11 protein-coding genes are annotated in these 12707 nt (G+C 38.0%); 3 read left to right on the top strand and 8 right to left on the bottom strand.

What is annotated here, in order from left to right:
* Positions 1–101: 101 nt before the first annotated feature.
* A complete protein-coding gene (locus AC2A07_RS10780) occupies positions 102–746 on the top strand; it encodes a DUF4272 domain-containing protein (protein ID WP_484050391.1) in 645 nt (214 codons plus the stop codon).
* A 244-nt stretch (positions 747–990) separates the two neighbouring features.
* Here the strand turns inward: AC2A07_RS10780 and AC2A07_RS10775 are convergent, their stop codons facing one another.
* A complete protein-coding gene (locus tag AC2A07_RS10775) occupies positions 991–1752 on the bottom strand; it encodes a GEVED domain-containing protein (RefSeq protein WP_484050390.1) in 762 nt (253 codons plus the stop codon).
* Between the two features lie 414 nt (positions 1753–2166).
* Here AC2A07_RS10775 and AC2A07_RS10770 point away from each other — a divergent pair, with 414 nt between their 5' ends.
* Positions 2167–2553, top strand: a complete 387-nt coding sequence (locus AC2A07_RS10770) for a Fur family transcriptional regulator (protein ID WP_484050389.1) — start codon at positions 2167–2169, stop codon at positions 2551–2553.
* Between the two features lie 145 nt (positions 2554–2698).
* Here the strand turns inward: AC2A07_RS10770 and AC2A07_RS10765 are convergent, their stop codons facing one another.
* Positions 2699–3031, bottom strand: coding sequence for a hypothetical protein (locus AC2A07_RS10765; protein WP_484050388.1), 333 nt, complete (start codon positions 3029–3031; stop codon positions 2699–2701).
* Between the two features lie 608 nt (positions 3032–3639).
* Between AC2A07_RS10765 and AC2A07_RS10760 the strand changes: the two genes are divergently transcribed.
* Positions 3640–3858, top strand: coding sequence for a hypothetical protein (locus AC2A07_RS10760; RefSeq protein ID WP_484050387.1), 219 nt, complete (start codon positions 3640–3642; stop codon positions 3856–3858).
* A 58-nt stretch (positions 3859–3916) separates the two neighbouring features.
* Here AC2A07_RS10760 and AC2A07_RS10755 read toward each other — a convergent pair whose 3' ends face one another.
* From AC2A07_RS10755 to AC2A07_RS10730, 6 genes are all read right to left on the bottom strand, one after another.
* Complete coding sequence (locus tag AC2A07_RS10755; RefSeq protein WP_484050386.1) at positions 3917–4528, bottom strand: alpha-ketoglutarate-dependent dioxygenase AlkB family protein; 612 nt, start codon at positions 4526–4528, stop codon at positions 3917–3919.
* Positions 4529–4634: 106 nt separating this feature from the next.
* A complete protein-coding gene (locus tag AC2A07_RS10750) occupies positions 4635–5660 on the bottom strand; it encodes a rod shape-determining protein (protein ID WP_484050385.1) in 1026 nt (341 codons plus the stop codon).
* Between the two features lie 295 nt (positions 5661–5955).
* Positions 5956–6834: a glycerophosphodiester phosphodiesterase family protein gene (locus tag AC2A07_RS10745; protein ID WP_484050384.1), complete on the bottom strand. Its 879-nt coding sequence runs from the start codon at positions 6832–6834 to the stop codon at positions 5956–5958.
* A 17-nt stretch (positions 6835–6851) separates the two neighbouring features.
* A complete protein-coding gene (locus AC2A07_RS10740) occupies positions 6852–8255 on the bottom strand; it encodes a RagB/SusD family nutrient uptake outer membrane protein (RefSeq protein WP_484050383.1) in 1404 nt (467 codons plus the stop codon).
* 92 nt (positions 8256–8347) lie between these two features.
* Positions 8348–11572: a SusC/RagA family TonB-linked outer membrane protein gene (locus AC2A07_RS10735; protein WP_484050382.1), complete on the bottom strand. Its 3225-nt coding sequence runs from the start codon at positions 11570–11572 to the stop codon at positions 8348–8350.
* 71 nt (positions 11573–11643) lie between these two features.
* Complete coding sequence (locus AC2A07_RS10730; protein WP_484050381.1) at positions 11644–12453, bottom strand: FecR family protein; 810 nt, start codon at positions 12451–12453, stop codon at positions 11644–11646.
* Between the last annotated feature and the right edge of the window lie 254 nt (positions 12454–12707).

The following is a 12707-nucleotide window of genomic DNA, read 5'->3' as shown; positions in this document are numbered from 1 at the left end:
AGGTTATACTTTCACTGCTATAAGGTCTTAAAAAATATTCCTGTAGATTATTGGTTTGATTTTAGCTGATCTGATTGTGAATTAACCATTGCTATTAACTGATGATGACAGACCAACAAAAACGACAGATCAAAACTGATAATGACAGGATAATCAAACAAAAAGGATATCGTGTGAATGAGTGGCTGCCTATCCTGGAGACAACTTCTTTACGGACTACAGAAGAAATAAAGGGCAGAATGTCTGTGATGAATGCAATGATCAACATTGCTTTTGAAGCTCCTGTCGAGCTTATAAAAGAATGGATTGAAAACCAAAATTTGACCCGATTTCTTTCATCTTCTGAAAAAGAAATTCTTAAGAAAAGCAATGAAGAACTTACAGACGTTGAGTTACATTCACTTCGCTGGTATCTGGAAGCGTTATGGGCACTGATGTGGGTAACCGGCATGACTGACGACCTGGAAGCTGAAAAATATGTCAGCGATGAGATGTCTTCGCTTTTACCGGATCTTGAACAGGGTGACAATAACGACAAAATCAACTGTTTAACAAATATGCGACAGCCACAGGAGATTTATACGATGCTGGACTACTACTACAGACTTCACTGGTACTGCGTAAATGAGCGGCTGAACGGAAGACCGTCTGAATTAAACGAAGGACTTGTATATGAAAGACGTAAGTCTCTGGAATGGGCTTACAGCCGTGAAAATGATTGGGATAATGTCGAAATGAGTACCTGAAAACGTCCGATCATAAAATACCTGTCATTAAAGTTAGATATTACCTGGCTATTATGTACGGCCACTAGGATGATAACATTACAGTAAAAAAATATCCTGATGTTCTCTCAAATAAATCGCAGCTAAAGATACTTTAAAAACCGACCAATTCCATCCGAAACATCATAAAGCGGATGACAGGAATAATTCCTGCCATCTGCCTGTATTTACCGGATGTTATTATTTCAAACATTCTGTTATGTTCTTACTCTTTGACAATCTTAATATTTTCAGATCTATTTTTCATGAACAGGGTTATAATGTAGTTCCCTGGCTTCAGATTACCCAGATCAACCGTTTTCTTTTTACTTTTTATTTCCTTTTCAAAAATCTTTCTGCCGGAGAAATCACTGACGGTTAGGGATTCTATCTGATCATGCCCCTGTATTGTAAACTGATCTTTCACAGGATTCGGATAATATTCTGAAAAGACCTCTTTAGACCAATCTGCAGTGGATAATGAGTTGCTGACGATATTTACCGTGTAGTCTCTTGTTTCTCCAGAACCAAAACTGCTGCAGGCATCGGATGCAGTTAAAGCGCTGCCGTAAGCTCTTGATCGGATTCTCATTTTCACAGGTCCGGCAGCTGCCGTGAGTGGAATCTGAAATGAGGATGAATTTTGAGTATTCATTGAATTCGCTAACAGTACATATTCACTTGCTTCAAATATCCCGTTATTATTGTAATCAAGCCATAAAGCAGAAATAGCCTCTGAAGAAGTTGATGCATAAAGACTGTAATTCTGTCCGGCTGTAAGATCTGCTGTTGTCTGTCCTGATGCAGGATAGAGGTGATAATAAGATGACAGGGCAGCATAAGTAAGATGATTAAAAGCGGTTCCTGAAATATTGATTTCAATGAACTGAGGATCTGTCTCACCGCCAAGATTTGAAGTACATAAAACAGTCTGTGCATGTACGAAACCAGCAGCGAACAGGCTTAAAAAAATTGATTTTGTTTTCATAAAATTTATTGAAATTATTGAATTATTGAATTATTGAATTATGATTAGCGTAAAAATCCGGAATGGATATATTTTTTAATAAGAACTGCAGTAACAGATTTCCTTATGATCTGCCAGTAGACAAATTCAGATCAGAACAGATAAACCGGATAAAGACGACAGATTTTTTCAGCGGGTATATAAATAATGTATTTACCAATCAGAAGGAAGATAAATAAGAGTGTCAATGATAAGAATCTAAAAACAAAAAGATCAACAGAGGATAAATCATAAAGCAGATCAAAAGGAGTGCTGCAGAAAATATTACCGTGACATCTAAAAACTTGATTTTCATAAAATGCTGTCAAATTATTGTAACTTTGTTGCAAAGCTAAATAAACTAAATTTAAAAAGCAACCAAGTTGCATTAATAAAATGAAACAGATCAGAAATACCAGTGCAAAGACCGAAATACTAAACATTATTAACAGTTCAAAAACCGCCCTTTCTCACTCTGATATTCAGAAGATGACGGGTGATTTGTGCAACCGGGTAACAATTTACCGGGTACTGGACAGGCTAGAAAAAGAAGGGGAAGTGCATAAAATCACCAATATCGACGGGGTAGTCAATTTCGCTAAATGCTCAGATTCCTGCAATAAGGCAAGCCATATGCACAATCATCTTCACTTTAACTGTGAAATCTGTAAATCGGTTATCTGCATTGAAAATGTCATTCCAACAGTAGAACTGCCAAAAGGTTTTAAGGCAAATGAATATAATTTTGTTGTCAGCGGAATCTGTCCGCAATGCTCAAAATAATCTTAGTGTATAATATGCAGAATAATAGTATAGTAATCCTATTTTCATTCATTTAAGTAAATAAACGGAATAAATAAGGCTAAATCGGAAGCTTTGTTGAGGACTGACAGTACCGGCACTTTTACAACATTACCTGATAAAAATTTTAAAGTACTGATTTTTTATCCGGATTTCCTGATATTTTCAAAAATTTAAGAATTAACATAAAAAAGCCGATAATAAAAATGATACTTCCGATAAAGCTTATGCCTCCTAAAACTGCATAATAAACGGACATTTCTGCGAAAGGCATACTTCGACTCTGTAAGTAATAAGGCATAAAACTGTAAACAAGCGACGTTACAAAAGTGATACCTGATCCTGTTATCAGTAATACGGCCTCCGTATCCATTCTTTTTGCAGCATAATAAATACTGACAAGAAGCATAAGAGCAGGGGCAATCAAAGCAATAAGACTTAATAATGAGAAATTTTCCATGATTTTTTTAGAATATGATTTACAATTATTCTGCCACTTATTGAAAACCACGGGAATCATAATATAACACTTTTCCATGATAAGTATTCATTCCAGTTCCGTTCAAAATACTGACCCATCAGAGTATTCTTAATCAGCAACGAATTGTCTATACGGCCTGTACTGATCTGACAGGTTCAGAATTTTTATACTCAACATATCTTCAGAAAAACAAGGATTTCTCTCAATTCGAGTGAAATTCTGAAATAATTTTGTATCGGGAATTTGATTTATTCCGAAATTCTAAAGATTCTGTAAGATCTTTAACGCTACGGTCGCAATTTTTTTTATGATCCTGAAAATATTTTTCGGTCGCCAGGGCGTTACACTCAGCAACGGCGATGTGTTTTAGTTATCTAAATTTAACCTTCTGCATAACTACACCGTCTTCTTCCCATGAAAGAATCTACTCTATAGGAGGGGAATTACTGTCTAGTCCGGAGTAATTGCTATCCTGCTGTTTCTGCTGATATACGTACTAAATGGCGTATGATTTGCAGTCAATCCTGCCAACAATACAATTGCAGAATATGGTAATAACGGCTGATATCAGGAACAACATTATTGAAATGACAAAATCAATTGAACAGATTGAAGTTGTATATAAAAAGAATAAGAGGTTTAGCGGAGCATTATCCTATGTAACCGAAGCACCCTTTACAGTTGCCATTTTAGCAAAAGCTGATAAGGAGAACTCCGAACATCTTATTGATTTTGAGTCAGCTCAACAGATGACCATCAGTTTTTCCGATGGTACGGTCAAAACTTTTATGGATGAAATTGTGTAAAAGTTTCTACAGACCAGAATCCTGAATACAAACCATCAGGTTATCTTTACATACATTTTCACACGTTATGAACCAACCGAAAAGTCAGATTGATACGTTCTTTCATGGGCAGGGAAGATTTGGCAATCCGGTGCTCCCAATGCTCCTGCAGATCACCTTTCATGATGAGTAATGAACCATGTGGCAAAGGAAGGCTGTACTTGTTCTGATGATGGTCTAACTTCCGAAAGTCAAAATTTCTCGTCTCGCCAAGGCTGACCGAGGCAATGACAGGCCGGCTGCCATACCTGCTCTTTGTATCCCGGTGCCAGGTTACAGAATCGTTGTTATTACGGTATAGATTGAGCAAAACTCCATTAAACTGATAGCCGAATTTGTTTTCGATCTTTTCTTTTAGGGAAAGCAGTTCGGGAGTCCAGGGATTTACCTTTTTCTGATCATTTTCTGATTCACAGGAAGTTTCGTCCCCGCCATACCAGGCAGTCAGGCGCGGAGTCAGAACCGTTTTGTCATACATCTTCTGCGTGCGTTGCTGCCATGGAACAGTCCGAAGCAGATGTTCCTTCAACCGGTCTGCCTCTGCCCTTCTCAGAAAATGTTCCCTGTATTCCAAAAGGTCTTTTGGAAATTCGTAAAATTCTTCCGCATCAAATAAACTAAGCTGGTTCATTTTATATCGTTTAGAATTATTTAAGAATAAAAGTAGTTTAGTCTTTAAATGTAATTAATAAAACAGGAGCCTGCTGTTGATTGAGCAGAGACTTTTACTTCTTCTTTTATTTCATCAGAAATCTGAATTTATTAATATTTTTAAGAGCAATACCTGTTCCCCGAACGACTGCTCTCAGAGGATCTTCAGCAACAAAAACGGGTAAACCTGTTTTTTTGTGAATCCGTTCAGACAATCCGTTGAGCAAGGCACCACCGCCTGCAAGAAAAATTCCTGTTTTATAAATGTCTGTGGCCAGTTCCGGAGGAGTAATTGAAAGGGTCTCCAATATGGCATCTTCAATTCTCATAATCGATTTGTCCAATGCTTTGAAAATCTCCTTGTAGTTCACGGTGATTTCCTTTGGCTTACCTGTCAAAAGGTCTTTTCCCTGAACGGTAATATCTTCTAAGACAAAATCCAGTTCTTCCAGTGCAGAACCGATCTCAATCTTAATCCTTTCCGCAGTCCGTTCACCAATGTCCAGATTATGCTGTGACCGTATGAAATAAGAAATATCATTGGTAAAGACATCACCGGCTAACTTCAGCGATCGGTCAACAACGATTCCTCCAAGAGCAATTACAGCTATCTCAGTGGTTCCTCCACCTATATCAACAATCATGTTGCCTTCAGGGCTTTCAACATCAATCCCTGCTCCGATTGCTGCTGCCATCGGTTCATATATCAGGATGACTTCCTTGGCATTGACCTTTTGGGCAGAGTCACGCACAGCTCTCTTTTCAACTTCCGTTATTCCTGAAGGAATACAGATCATTATTCTGAGGGCTGGCTGTACAAACCTGCCTTTAATATCGGAAATCTGCTTGATAAACTCTTTGATCATATGCTCAGAAGCATGAAAATCTGCAATGACCCCGTCTTTCAGCGGACGAATAACTTTAATGTCTTCATGGGTCTTCCCCTGCATCATTTTTGCCTGAGTCCCCACAGCAATTGCCTTCCCTGTCAAACGGTCAATCGCAACAATTGACGGCTCGTCAATAATAATTTTGTTATTATGGATTATTAGGGTATTAGCAGTTCCAAGATCAATTGCAATCTCTTCCGTAAACATATCAAATATCCCCATCTTTCATTAATTTTTAAGGGGATAAATGTACGTCTATTCGCTGTATATTTCTGCCAAAATAAACTGATGCCGGAGTTAAAAATACGTTAAAGTGACAAGTATAGAACAATGTGATAGTCAGATGTAGAAATAAAATCTGCCACGATGCCGGATCTGAAATCCGGATCTGTATCCGAATAAAAAGTATTCATTATTGCCAGCTCTGATAAGCTTAAAAATGAAAAATCCCGGCTGTTTTAAAACCGGGATTATAACTTACTAACTTATTAACCTATTGCCTGCCTGAAGCTTTCTTCTAATTGTAAAGGTTTTTAGCTTTCAGATACCGGATCAGCTGTTGTGGGCGGTCTGTCTGAATGATATTGATTCCTTTACTGATATACCAGTCATAGACATTGGGATTATCCAGGACCTTATCATCGTTATTTCCGGCATTATGATGAGGCCACAATGAATTTACCCAGATTTTTACTTTATTTTCTCTCAGCGTCTTAAAATCAATCAGGTTCTTTTCAGTGTTACCGACCGTAAACTCAAAACCGTATACTCTGTAATTTTTAAGATATTCAGAAATGTTTTTCAGGTCTTCCGCCTGTCCCAAGCGAATGATTGGCATATAATGGATCTCTTTTTTAATATCAGCATATTTCCCGTTAAATTCAGAATAGGATTCATGACCTTTAAACAGAATCTGATCAAACATATTCCGTTTTTTGATCAATGGATATACCATTTTTATATAATCAAATCCTTTATCAAGATTTACCAGAATTTTACCGTCGGTAATGTCAAGAATTTCTTCTAAAGTAGGGACTTTCATTTGGGTCTCTACCCCCAATCCGTCTCTGAGATTAAAATTTCTGATTTCTTTCAGCGTGAATTCAGAAGGTTTACCTTTTCCGGTAGTCGTTCTGTCGATCGTATTGTCATGCATGATGATCAGGATACTGTCTTTGGTCATGGCAAGATCGATTTCCACCATATCCACGCCTTTTTCTATCGCTTTTCTGACTGCCCACACTGAGTTTTCAGGTGCTTCCCTCCAGTCTCCACGATGAGCGACTACCATTACTTTGTCATCAGGAAATTTTGAGAGAGAAACCTGTTTTTTCTGTGCAAATGCCAGTGATGAAACAGCGATGAAGAATAACTGTATAATTTTACTTTTAAGCATGTTTTTTAATTTTAAATTTAATATCCGGGATTTTGTTTAATGGCAGGATCAGTATTGATCTGTCCCTGAGGTACAGGCATCAGAAGATGATGAGCATCGATCTGCGCAGTACTGTACCCTTGGTTATTGGTAAAATGAGCGGTCATTACAGAGATCGCTTTTCCTGTTCTGATCAGATCAAACCAACGGTGACCCTCTCCCACTAATTCAAGCCTTCTTTCGCGGTCTATTTCATTCAGCAGAAGGTCTTTTGTTGAAATATTTACCGTCGCGATTCCTGCTCTTGATTTGATCTTATTGATATATATATTGGCACTGACCGGGTTATTCTGTTCTGCATAACATTCAGACATCATCAGAAATACGTCTGCCAGCCTCAGCACAACAAAATTACTTCCTCCGTCTGCAATGGTATTGGAAGTCTTAACCAGTTTTTTACTGAATGGAATTCCGCTGGAAGTTAAACCGATGTAGGCAGATCGTCTTGTATCTCCGGCTGAATAAAGATTGTAAACTTCTTTGGTCGGAAGATTATGTCCCTTTGCACCTGAAACAGATCCTGACGGACTAAACATTTGGAATGCCGTACTTCCTTCCGAATTTCCATTTAAACCTGAAGCAAACTGCACGTCAAAAATAATTTCGGCATTGTTTTCATTGGTGATATCAAAAATCTTCGTCGTGTCGGTCAGCAGCTGATACCCTAAGGATTCGATCTGGCTTAAATAAGTCAGTGATTCAGAATATTTTTTCTGGGTTAAAAGCACTTTCCCCATTATCCCAAGTGCGGCGCCTTTTGTTGCTCTTCCTTTTTGCGTGGTGGTAACGGGTAAAAGCGAAATAGCTTCTTTCAGATCTGTCTCAATTGCTGAATAAACTTCTGCAACTGGAGTTCTCGGCTGCCCGAAATAATCATTAACATTCGTCGTTTCTTTTAAAACCAGAGGAACATCCCCAAAGATCCTGATCAGATTAAAGTACATTAAAGCCCTCAGGAATTTCATTTCTCCAATTCTCGAAGCTTTCAGACCGTCTGTCATATCCTGGATCTTCCCAATTCTTGCCAGAATGATATTAGCCTGCTGGATCCCGATGTAATTATCTTTCCAGGCACTGGCAATCAGGCTGTTGTTGGGCTGAATGGTAAAAAAATCCAGTTCACCATAGGTAAAGGCATCATTGGCAGGAACTTCGTCATAGGTATTATCAGAAGGCAGTTCGCCCAATGCAGGCATTCCCAGCTGATACTGCCCTGTGTATTGGAGCGAACCGTAAACTGATACGATACCCTGCTCTATCTCAGATGCATTATTATAAAATTGTGAAGAGACTTTCTGTGCTTCAGGATTGATGTCTAAAAGATCTGATGAACACGAAGTAATGACTGAAACACTCAACAGAGTTATGAATATTTTTTTCATTGGTAAATTATTTATTATTTTCTTAAAGCCAAAAAGAAGTACCTGATTAATGTCTGTAGATACCTTTAAATTTTTAACTTGCGATTTCATGATTAAAATTTAAGATTAAAACCCACTGAATAAATTTTGGCTACAGGATAGTTGGCACTGTCATATCCCTGGGTAAGAACATTGTTAGATGTAGCATCGATATTCATCCCCTTATATTTTGAAAGCGTCAACAGGTTGTTTCCGACAAGATAAATCTGCGCGCTCTCCACTCCTATATTTTTAAGTACGGACTGAGGTAAATTAAATGCTAAACGAAGTGATCTGAGTCTTACATAATCTGCATTTTTGAAATAAAGGTTTGAGGTTCTCGCTTCTTTTCTGTTGTTGGAAAAGTTCATATTGGGCATCCCGAAAAAACCATCCGGATTGGTTACTGCATTGTAGCGGTTATCAAAATAATACTGCGAAGCCATTCCAAAACCTTCACCGGATTCAAGGGTAGTTACTGCATCTGCATTGTAAATTTTCTTTCCTATCTCGCTGTATAAAGTAAAACTCATTTCAAAAAGCCCGTACCTGAAATTATTATTGAAGCCGAGAATATATTTCGGAACTCCGCTTCCGAAACTTCTTTTATCATTCACATCAATTTTTCCGTCACGATTTAAATCTTCCATGATATAGTCGCCCACCATTGTACCGGTGATATGAGGAGAACTGTTAATTTCTGACTGGTTTTTGTAAATCCCGATAATGTTGTAACCGTACATTTCACCGATAGATCCACCCACTTTGGTTACAGAGAAATTATTTTCCCCTGTGATGATCTGATTCTGACCGTTGGCCAGGGCAACAACTTCATTTTTATTGGTTGAAAAATTGAAACTTCCTGAATAGGTAAGATCAGAAGCAACAGTAAAAGTCTTGGAGGCAATCTGTAATTCAAAACCTGAATTTTTAATTTTTCCGATATTCTGAAGGGAGGTACTGAATCCCGATTGCTGAGGCACCGGAACATCCAGTAACAGGCCGTTCCTGTTGAGAATATAATAATCCGCAGAAATATTTAAAATGTTTTTGAACAAAGAAATATCTACCCCGAAATTATTTGATCTTGATTTTTCCCATGAAATATTCGGGTTTGGAGCTGTTGCGGTTGTATAACCGGGCGCCAGTGTATTACCGAAAGTATAATTATCCGGATTCATCAGAGAAAGTGAGCCGAAATTCGGAATCTGATTATTTCCGTTACTTCCAAGGCTGTACCGTAATTTCATATCGGTCAGGATCCTGTTTTCAGGAAAGAAGTTTTCATTACTCACAGTCCATCCTGCTGACAAAGCATAAAAATCTCCCCACTTAGAATTTTTACCAAAACGGGAAGACCCGTCCCGACGGTAAGAAGCCATAAGATTATACTTGTTATCATATGTATAGTTGACTCTGGAGAAATAAGACAGCAATCTCCATTGATACTGCGTTAAAGTATTTTTAAAAGAGGTTCCGCCGGCAATATTTCTGATGCTGTTATCCGGAAATGAAGTTGCTTCTGTGAAAAGCTGGGTATTGTCTTCCTGCTGAAAGGACTGTCCGGCTATGGCATCCACCTTATGGGAACCCCAGTTTCTGTCAAAAGAAACCAGATTTTCAACCAGATAATTCTTACGGATATAATCCGTTCTGTTGGCAAAAGTAACGTCAGGAGCAGCGGCCCGGTAAGCGCCTACCGTAGAAGGATCAAAGAAATTGTAATTGTAGTTTGAATAATCACCCCCTACAGAAAATCTATATTTCAGGCCTTTAAATAATTCAAGCTCAGTGAAAATATTTCCGAAGACCTTAAATAAAGTATATTTTCGGTTGGTCATTTCCTGGACAGCAACAGGATTTTCAACCAAGGCTCCGTCTGTGGCAGTATTGGCTAAAATTTGTTGAGAAACAGCAAGGCTTCCGTCATCATTGTATACTTTAAAAAAAGGATACATCGTTGTTGACATCTGCAGCGGATTATAACTCCTGGAGTTTTCTGAGGCATTGATGGTTCCCGTAGCATAAGAAGGCGTCATCGTTACCCCGACTTTCCATCGGTCTGTAAGGTTAGTAGATAAGTTAAGGCTTGTTGAAAATTTTTCATAATCAGTGCCGGTCACCAACCCTTTCTGACTGAAATAGCTGGTAGTAAAAGCATACTTGCTTTTATCTCCTCCTCCTGTAATATTCAGTGAGGTCTGGCTAATAGGTGCAGGTTTCATAACGGTATTTAACCAGTCGGTATCCGTCAGTCCCGGCTGTTTTGCCAGATAAGGTGCAAGATAATCAGGGATCAGTTCTCTCAGAGAAGCACCTTTGCTTACTCTTGTGGCATTGTTATCAGCAGCACTTCTGTTGCTGCCTTTGGACAGATAATTATTATCCCTGGCTTCTTTAAGGAAAGTTGCCATATCATATGCATTCACCAGTTTCACATTGTCACTTCTCATCTGCATCCCGTAGTAGGTATCAAAAGTGATGTTCATCCTTCCTTTTTTCCCCTGTTTGGTTTCGATAATGATGACTCCGTTGGCACCTCTTGAACCGTAAATAGCTGCAGAAGCGGCATCTTTTAAAATATCGATTTTAGCAATGGAATTAGGGTCGATGGCATTGAGATTTGAACCTTCTGTCAAAGGGAGCCCGTCGACAACGATTAAAGGGTTTGATCCTGCTGTCAGTGTTCCTATCCCTCTTACCCTGATGGATGGTGAACCGCCGGGATTGGCGTTAGCCTGTGTGATCTGCACTCCGGTGGCTTTTCCTGCGATAATATCTCCGAAATTGCTGGAAGCAATGCCTTTCAACTGTTTCTCGTCGATGGATGAAATAGAACCCGAATTGTTCTTTTTGCTTTGTTTCCCATATCCGACAAGCACCACTTCATCAATTGCTTTTTCTCTTGATTTCATAGTATCCTGTACAAAATTGGCATATTCTGCCGACTGAACAGCAGATGCATTCCTAATTCTTGAAAGGGCTTTCTGGTTAAGCCTTACGGTAACCGTTTTACGATCCACATTAAAATCAAGCCCCACATTTTTCTTCAGGTAATCTAAAGATTGTGAGAAAGACTGATAATTCATCTTTGAATCATCAACCATGACTTCCTTAAGGTCTGAAACAGAATAAAAGAACTGTACCCCATGTGTTTTTGACAGTTTTTCAAAAACTTTGCTTAAAGGAGTTTTCCTTTGATTGACAGATTGTTGAAAACATTTGTTAGCGGTTGCAAAGGAAAATTGTGGTGCACACAAAAGCCCTAACAACATCATGCTAATTGTTGTTTTTTTCATAGCTTTGCTGAAATTAGTTGTTATTTGACTGATTGATATTCAATGCATCGGTAACCCCCATTACCGTTGCATTATTTTTTTAGGATAATTTGATTCTCTGTATTTTTCTCAATAGTAAGATTAAATGGAAAACTTACCGTCCGAAGTACCTTATCGAGATTTCCGGTAATATCTCCATCAATAATATTATTTTTAAATTCCTGCGGATATTCGATCCTGATGTTATAAGTTTCTTCAAGTTGCGTAACGGCTTCACTAAATTTCAGATCATTAAAATCAAACTTCTTTTCAACATCCTCATCACAGAAATGTTTTTCGATTCCGTTTTTGTCCGCCAGCCATGTTTCTTTCGGTAAGAGGAAGGTAGAATGACCTTTATAATCAACTTTTACTTTTCCTTCCTTCAGATAGACTTTATTATTTTCTTTCTGATCCAAAATAAACTGTGTTCCAAGTACCTGAACTTTAAATCCTCCTGCATTTACGATAAATGGAAGGTTTTTATTTTTAGCCACACTGAAATATGCTTTTCCCGTAAAAGAGACGGATCTGGTTTTTGATCCGAAATCTCCCGCTAAGATCAATTTACTTTGAGGTTCCAGAATAATGGTACTTCCATCATACAAAACAAATTCTTTTTTTATATCTGAAGTGGTAAAGACCAATTCCCTCCTGTTGGTAAAAGCATTTCCGTTTTCAAAAAAATACAATCCCATAATGGCAAAAAGCGGAATAAGAACTGCGGCAACCGATAAAAATTTCCTGCTTTTTTTTCTAAACTGAATTTTCCGCTCCAGACCGTTCCAGATCCTCTCATCTGAAGAACTTTTCATTGTGCGGTTTTCTTTCTTTACCGACTTCCATTGATTTTCAAAATCCATATTCTTTGATCTATACTCATGAATACGCAGGAAAGATAAAATCGTCAACCACTTTTTATTGTATTTAATGATTTGTTCATATTCATTCACATTGGGTTAAAATATGATAAAACTTTGCGTTTATAAAAAATGTGCAATTTCTTTAAGAACTATATTAGGATTTTTCTATGTTTAGATTCCTCCGGAAATCGAAGATTCGATGAAATCAAAGATAAACTGTGTGCTGAGAGTTGAGTATGTTTAGTGAATACTTG

The sequence above is a fragment of the Chryseobacterium sp. HNCC26DJ238 genome (genome assembly GCF_057180465.1).
This window is presented reverse-complemented; position numbering and strand designations above follow the sequence as displayed.

Coding starts and splice junctions, on each gene's coding strand:
- AC2A07_RS10740 (WP_484050383.1), bottom strand. CDS start 8,255: ATGAAAAAAATATTCATAACTCTGTTGAGTGTTTCAGTCATTACTTCG.
- AC2A07_RS10760 (WP_484050387.1), top strand. CDS start 3,640: ATGACAAAATCAATTGAACAGATTGAAGTTGTATATAAAAAGAATAAG.
- AC2A07_RS10780 (WP_484050391.1), top strand. CDS start 102: ATGATGACAGACCAACAAAAACGACAGATCAAAACTGATAATGACAGG.
- AC2A07_RS10765 (WP_484050388.1), bottom strand. CDS start 3,031: ATGGAAAATTTCTCATTATTAAGTCTTATTGCTTTGATTGCCCCTGCT.
- AC2A07_RS10735 (WP_484050382.1), bottom strand. CDS start 11,572: ATGAAAAAAACAACAATTAGCATGATGTTGTTAGGGCTTTTGTGTGCA.
- AC2A07_RS10730 (WP_484050381.1), bottom strand. CDS start 12,453: ATGGATTTTGAAAATCAATGGAAGTCGGTAAAGAAAGAAAACCGCACA.
- AC2A07_RS10755 (WP_484050386.1), bottom strand. CDS start 4,528: ATGAACCAGCTTAGTTTATTTGATGCGGAAGAATTTTACGAATTTCCA.
- AC2A07_RS10750 (WP_484050385.1), bottom strand. CDS start 5,660: ATGGGGATATTTGATATGTTTACGGAAGAGATTGCAATTGATCTTGGA.
- AC2A07_RS10770 (WP_484050389.1), top strand. CDS start 2,167: ATGAAACAGATCAGAAATACCAGTGCAAAGACCGAAATACTAAACATT.
- AC2A07_RS10775 (WP_484050390.1), bottom strand. CDS start 1,752: ATGAAAACAAAATCAATTTTTTTAAGCCTGTTCGCTGCTGGTTTCGTA.
- AC2A07_RS10745 (WP_484050384.1), bottom strand. CDS start 6,834: ATGCTTAAAAGTAAAATTATACAGTTATTCTTCATCGCTGTTTCATCA.